The sequence below is a fragment of the Paraburkholderia sp. ZP32-5 genome, from assembly GCF_021390495.1.
GTDB lineage: Bacteria > Pseudomonadota > Gammaproteobacteria > Burkholderiales > Burkholderiaceae > Paraburkholderia.
On the sequence record NZ_JAJEJP010000001.1, the window covers coordinates 797,105 to 823,689 of the forward strand.

The 26,585-nt window shown below is 58.6% G+C and carries 16 protein-coding genes; 9 read left to right on the top strand and 7 right to left on the bottom strand.

Going from position 1 to position 26,585, the window contains the following annotated elements; translation table 11 throughout:
* The first annotated feature begins 347 nt into the window (after positions 1-347).
* The 7 genes from L0U82_RS03390 (at position 348) to L0U82_RS03420 (ending at position 11,704) form a co-directional block, all read left to right on the top strand.
* On the top strand, positions 348-2,555 hold the full coding sequence (locus L0U82_RS03390; RefSeq protein ID WP_233828495.1) for a polysaccharide biosynthesis tyrosine autokinase: 2,208 nt from the start codon (positions 348-350) through the stop codon (positions 2,553-2,555).
* A gap of 74 nt (positions 2,556-2,629) precedes the next feature.
* Positions 2,630-3,883, top strand: a complete 1,254-nt coding sequence (locus tag L0U82_RS03395) for a glycosyltransferase (RefSeq protein ID WP_233828496.1) — start codon at positions 2,630-2,632, stop codon at positions 3,881-3,883.
* A 14-nt stretch (positions 3,884-3,897) separates the two neighbouring features.
* Positions 3,898-5,334, top strand: a complete 1,437-nt coding sequence (locus L0U82_RS03400; RefSeq protein ID WP_233828498.1) for a DUF6418 domain-containing protein — start codon at positions 3,898-3,900, stop codon at positions 5,332-5,334.
* The gene (locus tag L0U82_RS03405) at positions 5,331-6,584 is read left to right on the top strand and encodes a lipopolysaccharide biosynthesis protein (RefSeq protein WP_233828500.1); all 1,254 of its coding nucleotides are present in this window, start codon (positions 5,331-5,333) and stop codon (positions 6,582-6,584) included. Before L0U82_RS03400 ends, L0U82_RS03405 begins: the two co-directional genes overlap by 4 nt.
* Positions 6,562-7,803, top strand: a complete 1,242-nt coding sequence (locus L0U82_RS03410) for a glycosyltransferase (RefSeq protein WP_233828502.1) — start codon at positions 6,562-6,564, stop codon at positions 7,801-7,803. The genes L0U82_RS03405 and L0U82_RS03410 overlap by 23 nt, the downstream gene beginning before the upstream one ends.
* A 174-nt stretch (positions 7,804-7,977) precedes the next feature.
* The gene (locus L0U82_RS03415) at positions 7,978-9,294 is read left to right on the top strand and encodes a glycosyltransferase (RefSeq protein ID WP_233828504.1); all 1,317 of its coding nucleotides are present in this window, start codon (positions 7,978-7,980) and stop codon (positions 9,292-9,294) included.
* Between the two features lie 1,480 nt (positions 9,295-10,774).
* Positions 10,775-11,704, top strand: a complete 930-nt coding sequence (locus L0U82_RS03420) for a phytanoyl-CoA dioxygenase family protein (protein ID WP_233828507.1) — start codon at positions 10,775-10,777, stop codon at positions 11,702-11,704.
* Between the two features lie 351 nt (positions 11,705-12,055).
* Here the strand turns inward: L0U82_RS03420 and L0U82_RS03425 are convergent, their stop codons facing one another.
* The 3 genes from L0U82_RS03425 to L0U82_RS03435 all read right to left on the bottom strand — a co-directional run bounded on the left by L0U82_RS03425 (position 12,056) and on the right by L0U82_RS03435 (position 17,494).
* Positions 12,056-13,267, bottom strand: a complete 1,212-nt coding sequence (locus tag L0U82_RS03425) for a glycosyltransferase (RefSeq protein WP_233828509.1) — start codon at positions 13,265-13,267, stop codon at positions 12,056-12,058.
* Positions 13,268-13,893: 626 nt separating this feature from the next.
* Positions 13,894-15,258 carry a malate:quinone oxidoreductase gene (locus L0U82_RS03430; RefSeq protein WP_233828511.1) on the bottom strand — a complete coding sequence of 455 codons (1,365 nt, stop codon included), beginning with the start codon at positions 15,256-15,258 and terminating at the stop codon, positions 13,894-13,896.
* Positions 15,259-16,372: 1,114 nt separating this feature from the next.
* Positions 16,373-17,494 carry a hypothetical protein gene (locus tag L0U82_RS03435; protein WP_233828513.1) on the bottom strand — a complete coding sequence of 374 codons (1,122 nt, stop codon included), beginning with the start codon at positions 17,492-17,494 and terminating at the stop codon, positions 16,373-16,375.
* On the opposite strand from L0U82_RS03435, the gene L0U82_RS03440 reads away from it, so the two are divergent.
* Positions 17,463-17,918, top strand: a complete 456-nt coding sequence (locus L0U82_RS03440) for a hypothetical protein (protein WP_233828515.1) — start codon at positions 17,463-17,465, stop codon at positions 17,916-17,918. The two genes, L0U82_RS03435 and L0U82_RS03440, sit on opposite strands and share 32 nt — an antisense overlap.
* Before the next feature lie 2,274 nt (positions 17,919-20,192).
* On the opposite strand, the gene galE is transcribed toward L0U82_RS03440, so the two are convergent.
* The 4 genes from galE to L0U82_RS03460 all read right to left on the bottom strand — a co-directional run bounded on the left by galE (position 20,193) and on the right by L0U82_RS03460 (position 24,584).
* Positions 20,193-21,215 (bottom strand): UDP-glucose 4-epimerase GalE, encoded by a 1,023-nt coding sequence (galE, locus tag L0U82_RS03445; RefSeq protein WP_233828517.1) that lies wholly within the window; start codon positions 21,213-21,215, stop codon positions 20,193-20,195.
* A gap of 12 nt (positions 21,216-21,227) precedes the next feature.
* The gene (locus L0U82_RS03450) at positions 21,228-22,376 is read right to left on the bottom strand and encodes a glycosyltransferase family 4 protein (protein ID WP_233828518.1); all 1,149 of its coding nucleotides are present in this window, start codon (positions 22,374-22,376) and stop codon (positions 21,228-21,230) included.
* A gap of 118 nt (positions 22,377-22,494) precedes the next feature.
* On the bottom strand, positions 22,495-23,325 hold the full coding sequence (locus L0U82_RS03455; RefSeq protein WP_233828519.1) for a glycosyltransferase: 831 nt from the start codon (positions 23,323-23,325) through the stop codon (positions 22,495-22,497).
* Positions 23,322-24,584, bottom strand: coding sequence for an oligosaccharide flippase family protein (locus L0U82_RS03460; RefSeq protein WP_233828520.1), 1,263 nt, complete (start codon positions 24,582-24,584; stop codon positions 23,322-23,324). The genes L0U82_RS03455 and L0U82_RS03460 overlap by 4 nt, the downstream gene beginning before the upstream one ends.
* A 339-nt stretch (positions 24,585-24,923) precedes the next feature.
* Between L0U82_RS03460 and L0U82_RS03465 the strand changes: the two genes are divergently transcribed.
* Positions 24,924-26,318, top strand: coding sequence for a phosphomannomutase/phosphoglucomutase (locus L0U82_RS03465; protein WP_233828521.1), 1,395 nt, complete (start codon positions 24,924-24,926; stop codon positions 26,316-26,318).
* Positions 26,319-26,585: the final 267 nt, after the last annotated feature.

Genomic DNA, 26,585 nt, shown 5'->3' on the forward strand with positions numbered 1-26,585 from the left:
CCGCCAAGATTACCGTTACGTGTAGCCGCGAAGGTATGACTTGCCGATGTATTGGCCGGCGCGAGATTTCGAATTAGCGCTTCACATTTTGCAGTGAGGGGTAGCGCACTGAAACAGAGGGTTAACGCGGGCAGTATCCATTTGACTGTAGTCATAACCGATAGTGTGGCTAGAAAGTTTGCATTCTATGAGTTATTCGGGGGCGTTGGCATTCCAGTCCAATAGGGTTTTTTAACCGTCAGTTTCATCTTCCGGACGCATAGACACGCAAGCCCTGGTGTCCCAGGTACCGCCAGGCGGTTTCCGCCCGACGCCAGCTCAGCGTTTTCAATAATCGGAGTTTGCATATGCGCAACGATGTCGGTCATGGGCCAAGCGCCACTATTGTTCAGGATGTGTCGACATTCTCGATGTTCGACGTATTGGAAAATGTTCTGACTTATCGCTATCTGTTCGTTAGCGTACTTTTGTCAGGGCTATTGCTTGGCTGCGCATATGTGTTATTGGCTTCGCCGATGTATTCGGCGAATGCGCTGATTCAGATCGAGGACAAGAAAAGCAGTGCGCTGGGTTCTTTGTCCACGGTCACGCGCGCGCTGGATGTGAACGGCTCGCCGATTCTCGGCGAGATCGACGTCGCGCGTTCGCGGACCGTCGTCACGCAGGCGGTCGAAGCGTCGGCCTCGCAAACCACCGTCACGGTCAAGAACACGTTCCCGCTGGTGGGCCGCTGGCTCGCCACGGTGCTGCCGCGTGACCCGGATGGACTCGCCAGTGCGCCGCTCGGCCTCACGAGCTGGGCATGGGGTGGCGAAAATCTGAAGATCGGCTCCTTCGATGTTCCTCCGTCGCAGACCGGCAAACCGTACAAGCTCGTGTACGACGGCGAAGGCCAATGGACGTTGCTGGACCGCACCGGTACCGAAGTGCTGAAGGGCAAGGTCGGCGAACTCGCTGTCTCGGGCGACTACCGGATGCTGCTGACGGCGGTGACCGCGCGCCCGGGCACCGAATTCACGCTCGCCCGGCACGGCACGCAGTCGACCGTCGACCGGATCATCAAGAAGCTCAACGTCGCCGAGACCAAACGCGAATCGGGCGTCTTCGAGGTGGAGTTCGGCGACAGCAGCCCGTTCTACGCCGCGCGCCTCGTCAACGCGATTGCCGACGCGTATCTGAAGAACAACGATACGCGCCGCGCGCAGGACTCGGAACGCAGTCTGAAATTCCTGAACTCGCAGATCCCGATTGTGCGTGCGCGGCTGCAAAAAGCGGAAGACGCGCTCAACGCGTTTCGTCTGCGTGAAGGCAGCATCGACGTAAGCGGCGAAATCAAAGGCTTGCTCGATCAGTCCGCGGCGATCGAGAAGGCCAAACTGGAAACCAACCTGACTTACCAGGAGCTGCGCTCCAAGTACCAGCTCGGTCAGCCGCCGCTCGATGCGGTGCTGGGCAAGCTGAAGGAACTGGACACCGCTTCGCATAAGCTGTCCGACCGCATCGCGCAACTGCCCAACTTGCAGCAGGAGCTACTGCGTCTGTCGCGCGATGTCGACGTCGAAAACCAGTTGTATGTCGGCCTGATGAACAACGCACAGCAGTTGCAGATTGCTACCGCGAGCAGCGGCGGTAATGCGTCGATCGTCGATTACGCGGAAGTCGCGGAAAAGCCGAGCCGTCCGAATGCGATGCTCGCACTGCTGCTGGGGGGCGCGGCCGGCGGCCTGTTCGGTTTCGTCGCCGTGCAACTGAAGGCGCTCGGTGCCGGCCGGATTCGCGATCCGAAGCGTCTGGAACAGATCGTCGGTATCGATACGCTCGGTATCCTGCCGGTTTCACCGGCCCAGCAAATCGCGGCGGCCAAGCCCGAGCATACGTTCCTGATCAGCGCCGAGGAAACCGAAACGCCGATCATCGAAGCGATGGAAAGCCTCGTACTGGCCGTGCAATGCTCGCTGGCGGAAAAGGACGGTAGCAAGGTCGTGCTGATCACGTCGGCGGTGCCCAACCAGGGCAAGTCGATGATCTCGGCCAACCTCGCGTATCTGCTGGCCGAAAAGGGACTCAAGACGTTGCTGCTCGATGCGGACATGCGCAAGTCCAAGGTCCATCGCTATCTCTCCGCCAATACCAGCGTCGGTTTATCAGGGGTCCTCGACGGCACGCTCGATTCAGCCGATGTGATTGCCAAGCCGACCGAGAATTTCCACGCGTTGCCGGCCGGCAAGAAAACCAGCAAGGCGGCCAAGCTGTTGAGAGGCGACAACTTCGGACCGGTGATCGCTTCGCTGCGGGAAGAGTACGACGTGGTGATCGTCGACTCTCCGCCGGTCCTGCCGGTCACGGACGCCGCCGCGCTGTCGAGATTCGCGGACATGACGCTCTTCGTCACACGGCAAGGAGAAGTCAGCTACGCGGAAGTCGCCGAATCGATGTCGCGTCTCGCGAAAGTCGGCACGAAGGTCGACGGTCTCGTGTTCAACGGCTTTACCCCATCGCCGCTGCGCTATGGGTATTACTCGAATGCTTACCGGTACATGTCTGAGCAAGACTGAATAGCGTCCATAGACGACGTGCAACCTCGGGGTAGTCAAGCGACAGGCGCGCGTCGTCGCAATCAGGGATCTACATGGGACTTCTTTCGATGCTGACGGGACCGGTAACCAGCCGACTGGACAATCAGAGTCAGTCGCTGCGTGTGGTGCCGAATACGAGTGACGATGTGCGAGTCGTCTGGTTCATGGGCCCGAGTTCGAGCAGTTGGAACGGCGTGAGTCAGCATAGCCTGATATTTATCCGGGCCCTAAACAGGACCACTGGATTCAATGTCGAGACGATCGAGATTCCCGCGCCGGCCCGCTCACTGAAACGCTACTGGTGGCAGTTCGTCGTGTACCCGCGACTGGCAATCCGCGCGTCGCGCTCGAGCAGCATGGTCGTGCTTTATCAGGAGGATCTGAGCTTCCTCGTGCCGCTCATCCGGCTTGCGGGCGGCAAGGTCGCGGTGTTTTTCCATCACGTGCAGCGTAAAGGGCAGGCGCGCGGGCTGATGGAGCGGCTCAAGGAGTTCTATATCCGCGTGATCCGGCGGCAGGTCGCGGGGGCGAATCTGGTGCTCGTCGAGAGTGAAGTGACCTCGACGGAATTGCGCGAGGTGGTGCCGGTCGCGCCCGAACGCATCCTGATCATGCCTTGCCCATTCGAGGACAAGTACTCGCCGCTCGATGAGCCTACGCCACGCGCCGCACGCGCCCGCTCTCGCGAGATTCTGAAAGAGCGCATCGGCCTGGATATCGGCGACGCGATCCTGTTGCTGAACGTCGGCTCGGACGAGACCCGCAAGAACAACGTGACGCTGTTTCGCGCGTTGGCGCGGATGCAGCGCAAGGATGTCGTCATCGTTCGCGCGGGCCAGCCGTTCAACCTCGCCAATCGCAAGGAATGCACGACGCTCGCCAGTGAGTCGGGCATCCGCGCGCATTTCTTCGATTCCGTCAGCGACGACGATCTCGGCTACCTGTATCAGGCTGCGGACATGTACGTGTCCGCGTCATTGCACGAAGGTTTCGGGCGCACCGTGATCGAGGCGCAGATCGCCGGTATTCCGGTCGTCGCGTCCAACATGCCGGTCTATCGGGCGTCGATGGGGGAGTCGTTTCTGCCGGTCGGCGATCCGACCGATCCCGACGCATGGGCAACCCAGATCAATCGTCTCGCGACCGACCCTGCTCTTGCGGATCGCCTGATCGAACGCGGCAGGCTCAACGTGCGGCAGTACTTTTCGGACGTGCTGTGCGCTTCGCTGCGTGACGGTCTGATGAAGGCAGTTGGCGCTGATGCTGACGTTGACGCTGTTAATGGCAAGCACACGGCTGCCAATTGAAAACCGGACCGGCCATGCAAATCCGACAGGCCATCGAGCCGACTCTTTCGCTGAAGCACCTGATCCTGCCGATCGTGACGCTGCTCGCGCTGCTGTTCAACACGGCGCTGCCGCATCTCGGCTACGCGCAGGCGAGCGCGACATGGACCTTCGTGCTGGCGGCGCTCGCGGTCATCTATCTGGTCGCGACGCGACCGCTCTTTTCGGTCTCGATGCTCTACTTCATGATGATCGCGATGACCGCCTTCGTTGCCGGCATCGGCATCGAGGCGGGCGGGCTGATGATCGAAACGGGCGTGCGGGGTGAACCGAACGGTGCTTTTAGCCGCCTGCTGCTTTTCTATGTCGTGTTCGTCGGTTGCGCGCTGTACGGCTTTAACCGCTCGTTGAACATTCGCGATCCGAAGGTTCGGGTCGCGCTGATCACCGTTGACTCGCGCAGCGTGGCGCTCGGATTCGCACTCGCGCTGACGATCATCGGCGCGGGCGTGGCAGCCGGATTGACGCAAGGTTTCGCGCTGCTCAACGGCGTGAACCGATACACGCTACGCAACGAAAGTACCGGCACCGATAGCGTGTTGTTCAACACGTTCCTGAACAATCAGGTCTTTCTTGCGCTGCTGCTCGGCGCGCTTGCCACCAGCAAGAACGCGTTGGTCAAATGGTCGTCGATCGTGCTGATCATCGTGACGACCATCCTGTACGTGCTTCACGGCGAGCAGTTCATGTCGGTGCTGCACTTCGGTCTGTCGGTGCTTGCTCCGGTGGTCGCCGTGCTGCTGATGAGAGGCAAGCCGGTGCTGCGGTATATGGCGATCGGCGGCGGCGTCGCGCTGATCATCGGTGCTGCTTCGGTATTTTCCGCTTACCAGGGGCAGGGGCTCGATGTGCAAAACACGATCACGGACCGCTCGCTGCTGCAGGGGCAGGTCTGGTACGTGGTCGACTACGACGCGCATCTGTTCAGCGCACCGCAGTTAGGCGGTACGCCGGCTTTCTCGCGCTTCGCGCAGTCGCTGCTGGAGCTGAATCAGCCAGGCTTCGACGACCCCATCGGCTACAGCGGCTTGCGCGACGTGATGCTCGCATACGGCGATCCGCAACTGATGAACACGTATATCAAGGACGACGTGACCTTCACGATGGGACAGATGGCGATCCCTGTCTTCTGGTTCGGGTTCGTCGGCGGCGCGATCTTCATCGCGTTCACGGGCGTGATCTATGGGGCGCTGTGCGCATTGCAGATCGTGTTCGCGTTACGCGGCGGCGTGATCATGCTTTGGCTGGTCGTCAAGGTACTGAGCTACGCAAGCTCCGGCATCCAGCAAGGCGACTATTGGTCCTTCTTCGGTGTCCGCACGCTGTTTTATGTGGCGTTGGCATTCCTTTGGTGGGTGCTGGTGGATTCGCGCGCCACGCCGACCAAACTGAAACGGCTGGTGGCAGAGTGAAATCTTTTCGAACCCTGCTGTTTTCGTCGCTGTCCGGCGTCGTGTGCGAGAAAGGAATAGGCGCGCTCGCGGCGGTCGCGAGCAACCACCTGTTCGCCACGCTATATGGCGCGCAATTCTTCGGCGAATTGCAGTTTGCGTTGTCGCTCGCGTATGTCGTCAGCAGCGCCGCGCTGATCTTCAGCGCGCAAGCGGTATCGCCGATCTTCGGCCGACATCCACGGCTGCGGCACCTCGTGTTCTACCGTGCATTCCGTCTACGTCTGGGCTCGACGCTCAGCGTGACGCTGCTGTTTCTGGTGATCGTCGCGCTGCTGACCGAATCGTCGAACAGCGCGTTGATGCTGGTCGCCGGACTCGTGATGCTGTGCGAACCGATCGCGCTCGGCTCGCTGATGGCCTACGCGGAAACCAAGCCATGGGTGATCACGCGCGCCAAAGCCTACGCGAGCGGCGTGCGGGTGCTGTGGCTGCTGGGCGCCGCGCACGCGTCGGTCGGGGCGGTGGTCGCGTCGTTTGCATGGCCGCTCGAAGCATACGTCGCCGTTGTTGCGCCGTTCAGCCGCTATCGGACACTCGCGTTCAATCGGCCGCCGTCGCTGCACGGTTCGGAAATGATCAAACGAACGCTGATCGTGCGCGGACTCAGGATGTGGCCGGCGATTGTCGCGAGTGTGCTGGTGTTGCGGATGGATCGTCTGCTGCTGGGCACGCTGATGTCGAAGGCGGACCTCGGCATCTATGCGGCCGCTGCATCGCTCGTCGAGCAGTGGAACTCCGTCGGTACGACGCTCGCGCTGGCGCTTGCGCCGGCCATGGTGTTCGCCGCTCGCGGCGATGAACAGCTTCGCAAAGCGATCAGGCTCAGCGCATATCTGGCGGTGATCGCTGCGATTGCGCTGGTCGGCAGCCTGTTCGTCGGGCGGCCGGTATTCCTGCTGATCTATGGCCATGCATTCGAAGCCGGCATTCCCGTGATGATCTTCGGCACCGCGTGCTCGATTGCGACGTTCGTCGACGCCGGGCTCACGACGTGGCTGATCGGCGCGCGGCATTACCGGTTGATGACCATCAAATTGCTCGTGACGATCGCAGCGATCGGCATTGCGCCATTCGTGATGCCCACCGCGTTGATGATGTATTCGCCGGCGGTGGGCACGGCGTTATCAATCGTCCTGTTCTGGGCTGCCGTTTTTTTTGGGCAGGGGCAACGTTTAAGGGTGCGCAATGAAGGTCTGTCTGTGCAATAACCGGTTTCCGCCGCATGTCGTCGGCGGCACCGAGATGGTCGTCTACGATCTCGCGATTCAGCTTCGCGACCGCGGGCACGACGTGAGCATTTTCACGTTGTCGGATTCGCGCTCGGCTGAAAACGCGCTCGTGGATGGTCTTCGTGTGCACAGCATGCCGAATACGAACATCTACAACCAGTTCTTTCATGCCGAGCGCAGCGGGCTGAAAAAGGCCGTGTTCGGTGCGTTGGATACCTTCAATCCACTCGTCTTCCTGTACGCACTGCGCCATTTGCGGCGCCTCGATATCGACGCGCTGTGTACGAACAACCTGAAGGGAATGGGACCGGCGATATGGCTTGCCGCATGGTGCTTGCGGATTCCGGTCGTGCATGTGCTGCATGACTATTGGTTGATTTGTCCGACCTCGACGATGTTTCGCGACGGCCACGCCTGTGAGCAAGCGTGTCGCGGATGCCGGAGCGTGTCGACGCCGAAGGCGTGGTTCTCGCGGCTCGTTGGGCACGTAGTCGGCGTCAGCAACTTCGTGCTGGAACGCCATCGGCGGCAAAACTTTTTCGGTGCCGCGCAGCCCTGCGTCATTCATAACGCGCGGCAGCCGTTCAACGCTGTTCCTCCGACATTTACCGAAGCGCGCACGCCATTCCGGCTCGGCTTTATCGGCCGCCCCGACGCGACCAAAGGTATTCGCGAGTTCTTTGCGGGCGCGGCCGCGGCGCAAACCGCCAACATCGAGCTGCATATCGCGGGGCGCGACAACGAAAAGATTCTGGATCAGCTGATCGCCGAGTACCCCGATTTGCGGGTCGTGCGCTACGGCTTCATGCCGGCGAAAGACTTTTATCCGTTGGTCGATCTCGTCGTTGTTACTTCGATGTGGAACGAGCCATTTGGAATGGTCGCGTTCGAGCCCTGGGAATTTTTCAAGCCGTCCATTGCGTTTACGTCCGGTGGGCTGCCCGAAGTATTCACCGCCTTTCCCGAACTGACGGTGCCGCGAGGCGACGTCGAAGCACTCGGAACGCTCATTCGCCGCTTTATCGACGACCCGGCTTTCTACCAGCAGATGGCCCGTCGTTGCCACGAGCGGCGCGATCACTTTCTGCCGCCGCGGCAACTACAGCAGTTCGAAGCGGTGCTGCGGGTCGCCGCGAGACAGGACCGGCAGGAAGCGGCCGTGGGCGCGATCGAAGCGGATCGGGACGCTCGCAGCTGACCCGGCGGATCGAATGGAATGGGCGCTCGTTAGCAAAGCGGTTAATGCGAACAGAGCGTGAGTGGCTTCATGAGGATGGCGGTATTTGCATTGGCAGCGCGGTACTTCAGATGATCGGAACCTGAGTCCGCAGCTCATTAAGAGATTCAAGAACTATCTCGGTTCGGAGGCGCCATGAGAAAACGCGTACTGATGGTAATGACCCGCGACATCCCACCGGCAGCATCGAATGGACGCGAACGCACGTTGTGCTTCATTCGCAAAGCGATCGGTATGAATGCGGATGTGCGTGAACTCAAGATTCATTCCGTATTTGAAGCCGGCACGTTGTCCGCCAAACTGCGCGCCGCGCTCAGGATGGCCGGCGGCGTACTCACCGCCAGTCCTTGCGCGCTGCAAGTCGCGATGTTCGCCAGTGTCGACGGCAAGAGGCGGCTTGTCGAAGCGATTGAAGAGTACAAGCCCGATGTGATCTATTTCGATGGCATCCGGATGGTCGACTATGCGGCGTTTATTCGTCGGCGTTATCCGTCGAGCCACATCATCAGCGACCTGGACGACTTGATGTCGCGACGCGCCAATATTCTGCGGACCGGCAATTTCGCGTTGTCCGTTGGCTACCTTGCGAAGTCGATTCCGCCGGCCGTCGTCTCGCTGATCAATTCGCGGTTCGCTCGCAACATGTTGCTCAGATATGAGGAATATGCACTGAAGGGCCATGAGCGACGGGCGGCGGCTGCGTCGAATGCGGTGACGCTGGTGTCGACGACGGATGCCGATGCGTTGGAACGTATTCTTCCCGACGCGGTGAAAAAGCGGGTACATGTGATCGCACCGCCGGTCGATTCGATCAAGCCGATGGTGCGGCCCGTCGATCCGGTCAGATTCGTATTCGTCGGCGCGGACAGCCAGTTGCAGAACCGGCTTGCCATCGAGTACCTGGTGGCGTCATGGAAAAAGCTCGAGTTGAACTTGCCGCTGGTTATTTACGGGCGGATGTCGCGTCAATACGAAGCGGTACCGAACGTCGTGTTCGCTGGCTTTGCCAAGACGCTCGACGAAGTCTACGCGCCGAACTCGATCGCCCTATGTCCGACATTCCTGCGCGGCGGTATCAAGTCGAAGGTACTGGAGGCGATCTCGTTCGGTTGCCCGCCGGTTGGCAATGACGCGTCGTACGAAGGTCTGAATTTCGATGACGAAGCGCTGGCAATGGATGAAGGGCGACTGCAGCGCTTTCTCGCCGATCCCTTTGCGGATCTCAATGATGTGATGGAAGCGGCGACGCGGTTTGCAGCGTTCTGCGAACGCAACTTCAGCATGCCGGTGTTCGCGCACCGGTGGGGCGATCTGCTGCGTCCGATGTATGTTCCGGAGACGGAGACCGGTGTCGTCATCGGCGAAGGCCAGTTGTCCGCAATTCCGATAGAGACTGGTGCAGCGCAGTACCCTGCCACGCAGCCGGTGAAGCGGGCTAGTGTGTCACGGTGAGGGTTGAGAGGACGCTGGAAACTCGAGCGCGATCGTTTTGACCAGGTAGTCCTGTAAGTACAAACGCCCCGCATGCGAAAGCATGTGGGGCGTTTGTCGTTTTGGGCTGGTTGCCTTTCGATATCCGCTGTCGCCAGGCGGAAAAAGGCATAGTGTATTAATCGGACGAAGTAAGGTGTAATGTGCGGGAATAAAAACGATTTCAATTCTCAGGGTTTGGCGGGATTTGGCTATCGTTCTTGAGTGAATTAAAAAGAATCGTTTCAGGGAATTATTCATTAATTATCAAATTGTGCAATTTGGGGCCGAGATATTTTTATTATTATCAGTGGATCTATCATGTCATACGTCACGATGGGAATGAATTTTGCGCACCACTTTGAGTGAGGCAAGGCGTGATAGGAATATACCGACGTGATGGCTATTTATTACTATCGCGTCATTGGCTGATGGCGACGTATCAAAATTAACACGTGTGCATAGCGATTTGCCCTCGGAAATTGCTGTCTCTTATCGGCTGATTTTCGCCGCCAGTTCCTCTATTGCGTCCATAGCGGGGTTGATGCACTCGGATGAGTCCTTGCTCCTGTGCTGGCGGCGAGGCCGCCTGCGTGGCCTGTAGCCGGCATGCTGATGGCGTTGTCGGGCTCGTCTTTCATCGCGCCGCTGAATTTCCCTGTACGGTTTATCTTTAACGATTTCCGGGCTGTATTTTTTAAGCGGTGCGCTGCTATTCGAGTGCAGCGAGGGAAAGGGAGTTTTTTCCTATTTGCGTGATTGAGCTGACCGTATTGTCGACTTCCCGTGTTGATGCGTTTATCGAATGTTGTCTGGCCTATCGTTTAATTGACAGTGGAGACTGAGAGGGTAATTGAAAATAAAATCTCTGTTTATTGTTGGCATCTCGTTTTTCTAGAGATGTCTTTATCTTAATCTATTTATTGCATTGTCTTGCGTTAAGCTCCGTGTACGTGGAGCTATACAAGGTATTGAAATCGGATCACAACTCGAATGGTGCCGCTCAACTGATTCCCGCTACCTCCGCTAACTCGCCTGCCGGCGGTTTGATGAACGCGTTGATCGCAAAGAAGATCTTCCTTGCTTCGCAAAGCATGTGTCAGCGGAAGGCGAAGAGATCCGTGCAACGCGCCTGACACCGTGTCGTACGTCGCTATCCTGGTGAGCACCGGCGTGGACGCACGGCCACCCCGCGAAAGTACTCCTGAGTCGCGCCGGCGAATTGGAATCGGCGCAACGAGGCATCTGTTTCGAGCTTATATCGCAACGCAAGGGTGAAAAGAAAAAGATCAAAGCTTTGTATCTGCTATTGCGTAGCAGCAATTATCCAGAGCATTTAAAAATCACGACAATCATACGTAGCAACCGCGCAGAAGTAGCGATATGGGTGTTATCGAACAGATGGCCAACATCGGTATTTTTAAGATAACAACATTGTGGTCGGAACAACATTGGAGGAGACATGCAAACAAACTTTTCCCTTCCCGACCGTCTCGAACAAAACAGCTTACTCACCGATCAGATTGCCGCTCTTTGGGAGCGAGGCTTCGGTTCGTTTGAGAACATTGCTTCCCTTCATGAAATCGCGGAGTTAAAAAGCATCTGCGAGCGGCTTATTTTCGCCGGTAAAGGTGCGCGAGAGGGCGCGTTGTTCGATTTCGTCGGTGACAATCCTCTTGCTTCGACCGGTCTGACTCAATTGAGTATGCCGAGCAACTTCAACCAGCGGTTGCGCCGGACCAATTATCACAAGCGTCTCGAAGTTCTCGCGAAGCAGGTTCTGGGTCCGCAGGCGCGCTTTGCCGGCGATCACCTGTTCTATAAGCCGCCTGTCGCCGGCCCCGAGACCCCGTGGCATCAGGACGAAGCGTTTCACGATCCGCGCTTCAACTACAAGGAGGTGAGCTTCTGGCTACCTCTGCAGCCGGCGACAATCGAAAACGGCTGTCTTCGGTTTATTCCGGGTTCGCACCGCTGGGCCGTTCAGCCTCACAGAAAGATTCCGGGTAAGGAGCGCTCTCACGGCATTGAGTGCTATGACGGATTCGATCCCGACGACGCGATCTTCTGCCCCGTGCCCGTCGGCGGATGCACCGTTCATCTGGGGCGTACGTTGCATGGCGCGGGACCGAATGTCACCGAAACCGCGCGCTTTGCCTATGTCGTCGTTTTCGATATTCCGGCTACCGTTTCGACGGAACACCGCGAGTTCAGCTGGCTCGATCAGAAGACGACGCGCGACGAGATTGAGGACAAGTGGATGCGGGGCCGCGGGAAAGTGGTCGCGTTGTATCGCCGCGTGATGCGACGCAATAACCTCGATCCGCATCGCCTTTACTTCGGGTTGAAACGCCGTTGGTGGTCATTGGTGCAGGGGCGCAAGCGCATATAGTGCTTTGCCTGTCGCTGGATTTGGTTAGTTGGCAACTGATTGTTTTCCTCTTTTTCTCGTCCGGCAACGAATCGACGGGTAGCGCGCTGGCACGCGCGTCACGTGGTTCCGCGCAACACCTTTGTGGACGAGCGTAGGTAAAGCGTGTCGTTACGAGCAAAGACTCGTGTCTTCGTTGTTCGAACAAAGAGTCCGCTATCGGGCGCCGATTTTTCGGCGCTGGGGATGCCATTGCCTTCGAGTTCTGCGCGATGTAGTACTCGCCGCTTTGACTTGTCGTCGATGGAATTGAAAAGCAAGGTGGGTGGTGCTCGGTCAATTCGATACATCACACACCCACCTTCCGCTTTGTCAGCCCCGAAACGCACGAAGCAGAATGTGATGCAAGCGGGTGGCCACCACGTCGGTCGAGTACTGCAATGCGTTGGTCTTGCCGCGCGCTCTCAATTCACTCATCCGGGAAGGGAAGTCCGCGAGATTACTGATTGCTGCGGCCCATTCGTCGGGATTGGTCGGATTGGGCACGGCGAGGAACGAGTCACCCATGGAGCCTCGAAACACGGGGATGTCCGATGCGATGACGGGCGTTCCCGCCATTTGTGCCTCGATCACGGTGCGGCCAAAGCCTTCGTGCAGCGTCGCCGAGACGTAGATGTCCGCGGCTTGATAAAAGTACCCGAGGTCTTGCTCGGATACGGAGTCGGCAAAGTGAGCGCGAACGCCGGATGATTCGGCGAGCGTTTTGCATTCCATTCGATTGGCGGTGTTGAAAGCCTTGCCTACCCGAATGATCATCAGATCTTTGCGCGCCAGTTTGGCCAGTGCTTTGAACAGCGTCAGATTGTTCTTGCGGGTTTCGTCGGAGCCGACATTCAGTAGCACCAGTGCATCGCCGATATCCAGCCCGAAGCGCTCTTTCAGGATTGCCCTTGCCTGAGCGCGAGTCTCACTCGGTGTCGCCTTGGCAAGCGGTGCATATTTGTTTTCGAATGGACAGGGTACGATTTGCACCAGCTCCGGCTTGACGGGGGCAGCCTCGATCAGATCCTGCGCGGCCGAGTCGGCTTCGACGAGAACGAGATCGGCCTTCGGCGCTAATGGAAGAAGCGTCTTCACATAAAGCGACTTGAGCTTCTCCACCATGCCGCGAGCGTGCCCCGGAATCTGCACGTGATGGAACATCAGGCAGACCCGGCCACCGGCGAGATGGATGATCGGAATCATGAAGCTCAGATCTTCCTGGTAGAGGATGATCATGTCGCATGAGCGTGCTTCGCGGATCGCGCGCAACGGATACAGCACCAGTTGAGTCCAGTAGCGCTTGAACGAGCGAGGCTGCGCATCGATGTCGACAGTTTCAACGCGGAAGTTCGTGTACTTCCTTAGCCCGGCCGCCAGTTCGAGACTATGCTGGCCCACTCCGGTCAGGCTGCTTGGCCTTGGACCCATGAACCACACGATTCGCGCGCCGGCAGTCGCGTTCGACGCGGCGTTTTCTTGCGGAGCCGTCTTATTCAACTTGGCCGCTGCTTCGCTCCCGGACAGATCGGAGAAAAGTTTCATGGATATTCCTGGCGAAGATAAGGTGTATGGGCCGTTGAGCGAACGGCGGCATATCGCTGACGGATCTTCATTTCGTCGGTGCTCCGGGCAGACGTTCGCTTGCTGCCCTGAATGGAGTAACGAGAGCCGAAGTCTTCCGAATACCTTGCTGTCGATCCCCGTGTATTTGCACGAAGCGTGAAGCATGCCTTTGCATAGCCATGTGTACCGCTTGCGGACATACGCGATGGGCTTCCAGCATTCGGCCTTGTTTGCATTCATTCATCGAGTTGTGACGCGAACCCTCAGACTGATACTGCCCGCCGTCGTCGTCGTGCTCCGTTCGTTAGTTCACAGAGTAATTGCTGTGCCGATGCTGCAACCCAAGAGTTGAATGTTTAGACAGCGGCCCGATTGAGCGAACGCGAATGTATTAAGGTCGAGAGGAAGAGTGGGAAGAAGAGCCTTCGTTGCGAAGTAGATCGCACGGGCTTGATGGGTAAAGCACGCGGCAGTGACGCATGCTAATAGACCGCGTCGTCGCCAGGCGGTGAAGCGTCGAATGCGGGTCGTCGAAAGACCCTTGCAAGCAGGGTTTCAATCGAGGAGCCCGCTGGACGTTCGCCGATCGCTGACGATCGGCGGTTTCAGCTTTGCGGAGCCATCGCCAGATTGGGTCCGTCGTATGCGGATAACTCCGGCAACGCGTGCGAGCCGGCCGCGCTTTCGTGCGACGCAACGTCGGCTTCGTGTGCGAACGGTACGGTCGCCAACGCCTCGAGCACCCCATTCATAACCCGCCCGCCGAAGTCATGATGAAATGCCCATACGCCATAAATGCGGCCGCGGAATGCCGCTTCGAATCCGGTCTCGCGGCGGATCTGCTCGTCCGGACGGAACCCCGAACCGAGTCCAAAAGAGAACAACCCCCGCACTGCTTTGCCGCTGGCATCGAATGGGCATCCGTATTTGTCGGAGACCACTCCTCCCTGGCCCAGTTGCAGTGAAATCGGCCTGTCGTAATGATCGACGAGTGTCGACATGTTGGGACCATACCCGGCGCCGTGGATAACGGCGATGGAGTCCCTCAGGTATTCGCGTGCGCGCGACCGGGCGGCCTCGCTCGAATACGCGGCAATCAGTTCGACGCGAGGCTTCGCAGCCGGTATATGGCCGCTAGCCATGATTGAGCGCGCAATGTCAAAAGCCCGATAGCGCAGACCACCGGCACGGTTGACTCGCTTGGTGACCGGGCAGACGTCGTTCACTTCGTCGACCTCGTAACCATCGGCCCGTGCTTCTTCGACGGTTTCGAAAAACAGGCGGACCTGTGACCGATGAATCACGGCAATTTCATCCAGACCTTCGTTTCCCAACTCCATCGCCAGGCGGTCGACAACCGTGAATGCACTATGCGACCCACCGATAACCGTCAACCGGTTCGGACGACGCGTTTCCCGTTGTGAGAAGTCGCGCTTGAATTCGGCGATCAATTGCGCGGTCGTCAGACTGAGCACGTCATCGGACACATAGGATCGGGTGCCCGCGTTGAGCGGCGGCAGCCGCAGTCCTCGACACAACTGGTCGATTTCTCCGACACGTTGCTGCCCACCCAGATTCATCACGACAGTGTCGCTCGACACCGTACTGACCGAGGTTGGATCGTTCACATCGTGATAGACGATTTCGAAGCCGCCGCTTTCAAGGCGCCGTATCTTGTCGATCTCGTGGCCACGCAATACGGTGACGTTGTAACGCGCGCTCAGGTAAGCGAGGAGTTGCTCGGTTGCCTGTGCAAGCAATGCACCTGCGTCGGCGAGACTCGGCGGCCCATCGGCCGCCTCGATCATGCGCTTGTGCAGCGGCGAGTTCTGTCGAAGATCGGCAAACACTTCCTGAAAGTTTTCATGTTCGAGGCAAGCGAGAAAGGTATTGCCTACAGTATTACCGGTGACATTTACATATTCGCCCAGCTTGCCCGCCCCGAGCTCGGTACGTTTGTCGATGATCAAAAGGCCATTCCTCGCGATCTCCGGCAAGTTCCCCGTTTTGAAAGCATGAAATAAAAAGCCCATCCCCGACGGACCTGCTCCGCAAACGGCGCAAGAGAACTTTGCCCGTGCGATCCGGCCGATGGACGGTACATGTGAAGTGTGATTCACGTTGGTCTTCTCCCTAAGCGCGCTTACTATCACTTCTAATGTCGTACGAAAGGAGATCTTCGTTCTGTTCGCCGCCGCACCGAACACACTACGTAGACGCATCACCTTCATCGATCGACTAGTCTTGCAATGTCAAAAACTATTTGCCCCGAGGTAACAAGTAGCGTTGTCGCTCGCTCGCGCAGACTTCAGTCGATAGCAATCAAAGAACATGGCGACGAACTTCCCGAGCTTCTCGATCGTTCGTTGAGGATATGACGAGAGGCCGATCTCAATACTGGCTTCAAAAGTACTATGTCGGGACTGTGGTGCCGTTGTCGCGTAAGAGCATCGGACGCTGAAGGCCACGCACATTGATCCGCTTCACGGGAATGCGAAGCAATAGTTCTGCCTGCTTTGCAGCCAGGGTTCCTGCATCAATAGTGTTGCGCAATGGGGCTGGTGCTGTGTGGGTTGCAGCACCAAAGGAGGAAAGAGAAGGCCGATTTAACAATTCAGCTCTGCGAGGTTGAGCGAGAGCAATTTATTGCTGCGCAGCGGACGGACGTATACGGAGTCGTCGCGCGCGTTGCCAGCTCGACGAGCGTCGAAGTGACCGATTTCTCTTAAGGAAGGGGAGTTTGGCCGCAATCAAACAGCCGGGGTTGCGTTACTACTTCTGAACTGGTGCATTCGCCGCTGTGCTGCGAAGCGGACTATGAAGCTTGCGCCGCAATTTTGCATTCGCGGCCGCTGTTGATACTTTCGAGGATTACTTCTTACGGATTCCCATCCGTATGCAGGTACCTCGCCTTCCGCCGGCGTTTGACGTTGTCGCTGGTTGTTTTTGGAGGAAGAGGGAAGAAGACTGACGTGTGCATTGTTCAGCCGCTTCCCTCCAGACACTTTGACAGCCAGTCAACTACCGGACACGAAGCACCACGTGGCTCATACGATGCCATGCCACGCGGTGCGAACGCGACGCTTAATTGACCGTGATGGCCGACGAAAGGTTGTTCTTGATGAACGGCTTGCCAACGGCCTTGACGTAGTAGGTACCCGCGGCGGTTACCGGAATCGACGTCGTGTTGGCCGGGTAGCTCACCTGGCTCCACGCCGAGTTGTTGAAACTCCACAACTCCAGATGGTCCAGCGTGCTCGTGTTCGAAGGCGCAACCGTGATCGTGCGGCCGCTCACCGAAGTCTTCATCGTCAGACAGTTATCGACACCCGTCTCGAGCGGCGTACCTTCGTAGTAGTCATCCCAGGTCGCCAGTTGGAGGAAGGGAAGCTGCTTGGCCGAGTTGTAGTACTGGTTGATCTTGGTGAAGCCGTCCAGCCACGTCTGACCGCATTGCTGGTTGACGTATTCCTGACCATCCCACGACGCGTATTGCGAGTTGAAGCCCTTGTACGCGCCCATCATCGCGATTTCCGACGGGTGTTGATTTGCGCGGGTCATGAAGTCGTCCATGTCCGACAGATTGGGCGGCGACACATTTTGCGAAGTCGGGTTCACCCACAGGAACGAACCGCCGCTCTTGGCGATGCCGAATCCGTCAGGCGACGTTGCATTGTCCAGGTGCACGAACTGGACGTTCGGATACGCGGCCTGAACAGCCGTCCAGTCGATACCGCTTGCTGCCGTCAAGCCGAAATCGCCGACGACAGGCTTGCCGTTATAGGTCAGATACGACGGGTCGCTGAGGTAGTGCGAGTTGATGTAGCTCATCGCGGACAGCACCTTGGCCTGATTGGTGCCGCTGCCGTTGCCCAGCAGGTTCGCGTCGAGCATGATCGCAAACGTTAGCTTATCGCCCGACAGCGTTTTGTAATTGTGAATGAGCGGTTGCGAGATCAGCCAGTCCTTGTCGCTGATATCGGTTTGTCCCTGCCAGTCCACCATGACGCCGTCGACACCGCGGCTCACGATGTCGGCGAAGAATGCGTTGATGTAAGTCGGGTTGGCGTTCGAGTAGTTGACGTTGACGCCCGTGTCGTTGCCGCCGTCGAACCAGGGCAGATAGTGCACCAGCACCTTCGTGGTGTTACCCGGGTAGAGCAGCGAGTGAACGTTGACCTTCGAGACGTTGGTCGAGCCAGGCAACGTGCCGTTCGACAAGCCTGCGAAGGATGCGCTTGCCGAGGTGTTTGCAGGCAACAGCGCCGCTTGTACGGTTGCCGATGCGGGTGCCGACGGGGTCGTCGACGGAGTGGAAGGGGTTGCGGGGGTCGAAGGGGTCGAAGGGGTCGAAGTCGAAGTCGAAGTCGAAGTCGAAGTCGAAGTCGAAGGAGCCGAAGAAGTCGATGTCGAGCTCGACGATTGCCCATTGTGCCAGTGCGAATGGTGTCCGCGCGCTTGCGCCGAACCCACGACCATGAAAGTGACACAAGCTGCGAGCGTTGCTCGGGAAAGGTTGGTTTTCAATTTCGGTGACACTAGCAATATCCTCTTGAATTTGTTTGAAGACTCAAAGCCCTGTACTTCAGGCTTCACAAGAAACAGGGATGCCTGCCCGAAGGCGCGTTAGATGCCGCCTAGGCGTGAACAAAATCCCAAAAAGCCGTTACGACGTTCGCAGCGGCAAGGCCCTGCGAGGCGGTTGACTTCCCAGAGGGGATCCGCGCTTACCAAGTCAGGTCGCGAACGCGATCACTCGATAAGTGGTACTGATTAACATCAGGATTCTTTCGATGACGAATATTTCGACTCCTCCTCTTATCAGCTAGTCACCTCGTGGCTACACCTATGCGCCGCCTGTCATCCACCACAAAATTCGGTGGAGGATGCTTTGGACCTAACGGAGGGGGTGACGAATCCTCGCGACGCCCTGTTCGATCCAAGGGCGTTGTCCAATAACGGCATGCGCGTTCTAGTACTCGCGCAACGATCCCACCGTCACAATGAAGGGACGGTTGCCGGAATTACATATCGTTGTCGATCAGGAAGAGGCTTCAGGCGAAGTCTTCGCCGATCGAAGTATTTCTAAAGAAATATCGCCATAACAAAAAATGAACAATTTGGTTAATTCGGGGTACAAATTAAACTGTTTAAAAGTGTAACTATCGTTGCATTTCTCGTTTGACGGATTTCCCCGTGCCAGCGGTCGGCTAAGTCTTTCGATCCGGGAGTATCTATATCCGCACGTTAATTGAAAGGGTACGACCACTCCAACGGAATCGCCACTTCGCGAGAGCAATTTGGTGTGGCCAGCACGTCCTGGATCGAAGATCCGGGAATGAGGTCCCGTTGAATGGAGCGACTTCGTTGCGGTAGCTATTACGCTTGCTACAACAAGAAATCTTTCAAATCCGCGAAATGCGAACGAAAATGCACGTTAAACAAGAAAGAATTGCGCGATAGGGTTTTCCCGCGCAGTTCACGGGTGCAAAATATATCTCAAAAAACGTTTCAGTTCTGTAACGCATTCAAAGATATGAGAAAAAAAGCGATAGCTCCCTGCATCCGTTTTAGCGGAGTTAGATCTTCCCTAATTTGGCAAAGAAATGGGGCAATTCGCCTTTCCATCAAAAAAAATCATAATGAACTACTTGACACGGGTGTTTCGAGGAAATTTTCATCTACATCTTTCGTATTATAAATGCCGCCGGTGAACTACTTGCTCGAAGGGCGAATAGCGCTTCTCGGACAATAGGCGGCTATTGACTGGAAGTCGGCAAAAAATGCGAAGTATTTTATCGAACGACCGGTATGTATTTTTTTCTTTTATCATACGCAATAAATGCTCGCGCATTGCGAAGTAGAAGCGCAAAAGATAATGCACAAGCATGAATGTGTTACATCGTGATGATGTAGTTATTAACTTAAAAATCGCGATTTTTATTGAAAAGGCTGGATTAAAAATTTAATCAAAATGCTTTCATGAATATTTTTGAGTAATGCCCATGCTTTCCTGTGTGGGGCTGCCGTGAAAATAGAGAATAAAAGCCATGACTCGAACGAGCGCTTGCCTAATGCAGGGCGGTTGAAGTAATCAAGATGTGATTTATCGGGAAAAGCGGAAATGCAAACCCGTCCGCCGGGGAGGATGTCGCCGCGCTATGGCGACGCAGCGCCCGCCCATCTAACAAGCTTCGTTTCTTTCGGGCCATGAGCTCTTCGCGAGTATCTAGATACCACTTACGCGGCTCGTGCCGCGACCCATCAGGCCGCGTGGTAAGCGCGAAGCGACTCGCTGCAGTCAAGCAAGGGCAGGGGGCGTCAATGAGGTAGGCGATACATCGATCCTGGGCATATCCAGCGAAGTTTCGCTTTACGCCCGAAAAAGAACGCGTTTGGTGTCGGCGTTAATCGGTTGGAAAATGCGTCCGAAGCGTTGCCGCAGCTACGAAAAGCGATGCTCCATCGCGCTCGCACGAGTCGCGAGCGCTCGCCCCGCGATATAAATCAGCGTGTGAATGGATGGTTGGCTCGCCCGCAATTTATCGATCCCGGATTAACCATCTTTAAATCGTGCCTTGATGTTCTGTCGGAGCGGTAGCCGGCACTTCAGAGGCCGCGTTAACGTTTTAGCCCCCAAATCAGGCACTAAAACGACGGCATCAACGGCTCTGGGTGCCGCGCATAATCACCCCTGAACCGCGAGTTCGCGGTAGGTCAAGCGGGAAAAGCGGGAGCGAAAACATCCGATACAAAACAGCGACCTCGCCGGCGAATTCCCCCATCGCCAGCAAGGCCAGACCTTCCCGAATGACTCTGAAAAAGCCACCAAAATACCAGGACCAACCGCGGCGGAGTCCGTGCGTCGCGACTCACCAGCTCCGCGGTCGGTCAACAGTAAACTTCAGGCGAATCCGCGCGGGTTCAACGACTGCCAGCGCCAATGGTCGGCGCACATCCGCTCGATACCGAACTGCGCGCGCCAGCCGATGATCTTCTCGGCCGCCGTCGGATCGGCGAAGCACTGCGCGATGTCACCCGGACGGCGCGCGACGATCTCGTACGGCACCGGCTTGCCCGATGCCTGTTCGAACGAGCGCACCACGTCGAGCACGCTATAGCCCTGGCCCGTGCCGAGATTGACGACGAAGCTCGCATCGCGTTTCACGAGCGCATCGAGCGCGGCGAGGTGTCCGCGGGCGAGATCGACCACGTGGATGTAATCGCGCACGCCGGTGCCGTCAGGCGTCTCATAGTCGCCACCGAACACCCGCAGCTTCTCCAGCTTGCCGACCGCAACTTGCGCAACATAGGGCATCAGGTTGTTCGGGATGCCTGCCGGGTCCTCGCCTATCAGCCCGCTCTCGTGCGCGCCGACCGGGTTGAAATAGCGCAGCGTCGCGATGCGCCACGATGGATCCGATACTTCGAGATCGCGCAGAATCTGCTCGGCGATCAGCTTCGACTGACCATACGGATTGGTTGCCGACAGCGGAAACGATTCGTCGATCGGCGAGCTTTCAGGCACGCCATACACGGTCGCCGACGAGCTGAACACGAACTGCCTGACGTTGCGATCGCGCATGACACCAAGCAGCGCCAACAGGCTGCCGACGTTGTTCGCGTAGTAGTCGATCGGCTTCGCGACCGATTCGCCAACGGCCTTCAGCGCCGCGAAGTGGATCGCGCCGGTAATCGGATGCGTGTCGAAAATGCGCGCGAGCGCCACTTCGTCGCGCACGTCGTTGTCGTAGAAGCTCACGGCGCGGCCGGTGATCTGCTCGACGCGCCGCAGCGATTCGCGCTTGCTGTTCACGAGGTTGTCGATCGCCACGACATCGTAGCCGCCGGTGAGCAGTTCGACGCAGGTGTGCGAGCCGATAAAGCCGGCGCCGCCGGTTACCAGAATCGTGCCCTTCGTGGTCATGCTATTGCTCCGTTAAAGTAGAACGCCCGTGATTTTCTGCACCAGGTCTTTATAGGTTTCGACGACCATGTGTTCGTCGAATTCCATCGCGACTTTCTGTCGGCCGCGTTCTGCCATTGCGCGCCGCTCGGCGCTGCTCATGTCGAGCATGCGCGCGAGGCTCGCGGCAAGGCTCGCTGGATTGCGCACTTCGCACAGCAAGCCGTTGACGCCGTCGGCCACCACTTCGCGGCAACCGGGCACATCGGTCGCGACGATGGGCCGCCCCATCGCGGATGCTTCCATCAGCGTGCGCGGCACACCTTCGCGATACGACGGCAGCACGACGCAATCCGCGTCGGCGATAAACGGCCGCACGTCGTGCGCTTCGCCACGATACTCGATCACGCCTTCGCGCTCCCACGCGGCGACTTCCTCGCGCGTGATCGCGCTCGGATTGTCGACGCCGACCGGCCCGAGCAACTGGAAGCGCGCATGCGGATAGCGCTTGCGCAGTTGTCGCGCGGCCTCGACGAATTCGCCGACGCCCTTGTCCCACAGCAGACGCCCGATCAGCACGAAGCGGAACTCCGCGCACTCGCGCAGCGGCGTGAACGCAAACTGCTCGAGATCGACACCCTCGCCATGCAATAGTCGCGCGCGCTCCGGATGCACAAGCAGTTTGCCATCAATGAAGGCCGCTTCATCGTCGCGATTCAGAAACCACACTTCGCGCGGGAAACGGAACGCGAAACGATACATTTTTTTCGCGATCTGGGCAGCGCGGCTCTGCTGAATGAACACGTAGCCGAGCCCCGTCGTGACCGCGACCGACTGCACGCCCGCAAGCTTTGCCGCGATCGAGCCGTAGATGTTCGGCTTGATCGTGTAGTGAAACACGACGTGCGGCCGGATCGTCCGGTATTGCCGATACAGCGCGGCGAGCGTGCGCAGGTCCTCGCGCGGACTCGTGCCTTTCGATGCGATCGGCAATTCGACGCAGCGGCAACCCATTGCCGTCAACAGTTCGAACGTGCGGTCGCGCGGCGCGAGCACGGTGACGTCGACGCCTCGCCCAATCAGCATGCGAATCAGCCCCTGGCGATACGTATAGATTGCCCAGGCCGTATTGCAAACGAGTGTAATGCGTAGCGCGGGCGTCGACTTGAAAGAGGGCTTCATGTGGGAAGAGGCTGTGCGTTGCATCGGGCGTTGACCTGGAAAACGGATAGGGCAATGAATACGGCGACAAAATACGAACGCAAGCGAGGCGATGCGCCATCCATCGCGAGCCGCAAGATCAATGGCCTGCGCGCGGCGTAAGCAGCATGCGCTTGACCCGTTGCAGCGTGCGATAAGGCAGCATCAGATGCAGCAGATTTTTCGCGAGCCCGAGCCAGTCGTATGGATTTACCACATTGAAATAACGTAGTTGCAAGCGCAACGTCGAGACGATCTGACGGCGCCGCTTCGTCGCGCTGATACCGCCTTCGTTCAGCTCGTAGTAGAGGCCGAGTTCCGGCAGATTCGCGCAGTCGTAACGCTGCATCAAACGCACGAACAGATCGAGATCTTCGGCTGAACGATAGTCGGCGCGATAGTTGCCGACTGCGCGCACCGCGTCGATGCGCAGCATCATCGACGGATGCGCGAGGCACGAACGGAAAAAGCGCTGGCGGCGGATCGCTTGCGGTTCGGCGGGCGGCGTCAGCATGAAAAGCGGCTCACCCGCGCGCGTGACGACCTGCGTCCACATGCCAAGCCCCGCCACGTGCGAATGCTGTTCCATGAACGCGCGCTGTTTCGCGAGGCGGCCCGGCACCGCGCGGTCGCCCGTGTCGATTCTCGCGGCGTAGCGAAAGCCGCGCTGCGCAAGCGCGTCGATACCGGTTTGCAGCGCGCGCTCGATGCCGCCGTTCTGCGCCATGCGCAGCACCTCGATCTTCAGGTTCGGCATCGAGGGCGCGACGATCGGCGGCACGCTGCCGTCGTCGACGATCAGTACGTGCACCAGCGCGTTTTCGCTGAATGACGCGAGCGTCGAATCGACGTCCGCCTGGCCGTTGTAGGCGGGCATCAGCACGGCGACATCGTCGAGCGTGATTTGCGCGGTGGCGGATGAATTCGTCATGGGCGCAATTTGAAACGAATGTAATAAAGATTGACCGACGCGGCCGCCAGATAACCGGCCGCGAGACCGACGAGCGCGCCATACGCGCCGAGTCGCGCGATCGCGATCAGATTGACTGCGAACGCAACGGCGAGCGCGAGCAGCCACTTCGCCAGCAACACGAATTTGGCTTGATACTTGAGCACCACCAGATTGCCGATCGCCTCGATGCCGGCCGGCACCGACAGCCACACGGCCCAACGGAAGATCTCGATCGCGCCTTCGAAGTCCGGCCCGAACACGCGGCGGATGATGAACCCGGCGAGCAGATCCAGCACCAGTGCGCCCGCAACCATCAGCACGGCGGTCATCGCGGTGAGGCGCCACATGTTGCGACGTAGCTGCGCGATGCTCTGCACGCGATAGACGAACGCGGGCGCGATGGTTTGCGCGAGCATCAGCGCGAGCGTGATCCAGTTTTCGTTCAGCTGCTGCGCGGCGGAGTAGCGGCCGAGGTCGGCGAACGAAATCGCGCGTTCGAGCATCAGCCGGTCCAGCTTCAGGAACAGATACATACAGATGAGCCCGAGCCAGAACACCGTGCCCGCGCTCGCGAAGTGTTTGAACAGCGGGCGTTCGATGCGCCAGCCGAGCTTGCCGCCATGCCGGCGCACGAAGTAAAGCACGAGCACCGCGCCGATTGCCGCCGATTCGAGCGCCCACAGCCAGCCGAAACGCGCGGGCGCGGCGGCGGCACGCACCAGCAGATAGACGCAGGCCGCCTTCAGCACCGCGGTGCCCATGCTGGTGAGCAGTTGCGGCTTGCTGTAGGTCATGCTTTGCAGCCACGCGTTGATCACGCCGACGAAGGGCTCGCGAAACAGCATCGTCACCGCGAGACCGGCAAGCATCGCGCCGACCAGCGGCTCGAACAGATGCAGCGCGATGCCGAGCCAGGTGAGCAGCAGCGCCACGGCCGACACCGAGAAGCGCAGCGCGAACGCGCTGCCGAGCACGGTGCCGAGTTGTTCGGGAGGACGGTTGACGATCGTGGGTACGAGAATTTCCGCGCCGCACACCCATGTGATCGGCGACAACACGAGCAGCAGCGTATTGGCGTACTGCCATTTGCCGAACGTATCGGGCCCGAAGTAGCGGGCCAGCATGCCGCTGATCACGATCGCGACGCCGATCTGCGTCAGCCGCTCGAGCCCCAGCCACACGATATTCGTGAATGCACGCGTGACGTCCGGATTAGTGAAACGTTTGAGCGTTAGCATCCGTTGGCCGCTCGCCGTCGCGCGCCCGTCAGGCCGCCTTGCGCGGCTGATCGTGTGGCCATGCGGATGGCCGTCTGCGCGTTCGCCCACCTGGCCGGTAGCCTCGGCAACTTTACAAATGGAGGGCGTCTAAGCATTAGAATGGCGTTATTCAGGCGGGTCAGAAGAACGCAATTATAAGTTGGAACCGGACCGCTTCCGGCAAGGGCGCGCCGCGGTATGACAACGCCCGCTTTCATCGCGGGTGGGCAGCGGGTCTTATGCGAGCGTTGCCGCGAATTTACCGATTCGTCAGCGGCGCGCAGGTCAAAATTTTCCATTGCACGCAAGTGAGCCAACATGATCTCCAAATCGATTTTCAAGGCGTATGACATCCGCGGTGTCATCGGCAAGACGCTCGATACCGACGCCGCGCGTTCCATCGGCCGCGCGTTCGGCAGCGAAGTGCGCGCACAAGGTGGCGATTCGGTCGTCGTCGCACGCGATGGCCGGCTGTCGGGTCCCGATCTGATCCAGGCGCTGTCCGACGGTTTGCGCGCGGCCGGCGTCGACGTGGTCAACGTCGGCATGGTGCCCACCCCGGTCGGCTACTTCGCGGCGAGCGTGCCGCTCAAGCTCGCCGGCGGCGAGCGCCGCGTCGATTCATGCATCGTCGTGACCGGCAGCCACAACCCGCCGGACTACAACGGCTTCAAGATGGTGCTGCGCGGCGCGGCCATTTACGGCGAGCAGATCCTCGCGCTGCATCAGCGCATCGTCGACGGCAGCTTCACCGACGGCAACGGCAGCTATGCCGAATACGACATCGCCGACGCCTACCTCGAACGCATCGCGAGCGACATCAAGCTCGCGCGTCCGATCAAGATCGTCGTCGACACCGGCAACGGCGTGGCCGGCGGGCTTGCACCGAAGCTGTTCAAAAAGCTCGGCTGCGAACTGGTCGAACTGTTCACCGAAATCGACGGCAACTTCCCGAACCATCACCCGGACCCGGCGCACCCGGAAAACCTCGAAGACGTGATTCGCGCGCTGAAGGAAACCGATGCGGAAATCGGCTTCGCGTTCGACGGCGACGGCGACCGTCTCGGCGTCGTCACGAAAGACGGCCAGATCATCTACCCGGACCGTCAGCTGATGCTGTTCGCCGAAGAAGTGCTGTCGCGCAACAAGGGCGCGCAGATCATCTACGACGTGAAGTGCACGCGCAATCTCGCGCAGTGGGTGAAGGACAAGGGCGGCGTGCCGTTGATGTGGAAGACCGGCCACTCGTTCGTGAAGGCAAAGCTGCGCGAAACCGGCGCGCCGCTCGCCGGCGAGATGAGCGGCCACGTGTTCTTCAAGGACCGCTGGTACGGTTTCGACGACGGCTTGTATACAGGCGCGCGTCTGCTCGAAATCCTCACGCGCGTCGAGGATCCGAGCAAGCTGCTGAATTCGCTGCCGAATTCGCACGCCACGCCGGAGCTGCAACTGAAGCTCGAGGAAGGCGAGAACTTCGAGTTGATCGCGCGTTTGCAGCAGAACGCGAAGTTCACCGGCGCGGAGAACGTCGTGACGATCGACGGTCTGCGAGTCGAGTATCCGGACGGCTTCGGTCTCGCGCGTTCGTCGAACACGACGCCGGTCGTCGTGATGCGTTTCGAAGCCGATAACGACGCGGCGCTGAAGCGCATTCAGGACGACTTCCGCCGCGTGATTCTCGCGGAAAAGGCCGATGCGAAACTGCCGTTCTGACGGCTGATGCGGCGGCGCTTCGACTCTCACGCAAGCGTATCAACGCGGATCGAAGCATCGCCGCCATCGAATGCGGCGCGGGTGGCATCTACCGCGCCGCTTTTTCATGCCTTTTATATATGACGCGCTAGAATTGCCGTCCTCCTCACCCCTCTGGGGCATGGCGCGAAGCGCCGGGATGGGGATCCTTTCAACGCATCTTCGAGCCGGATAGCCGGTTTTTCCACTCTTGAGCGCGCAAAAGATATTGATCGTGAGGGTGTCGTC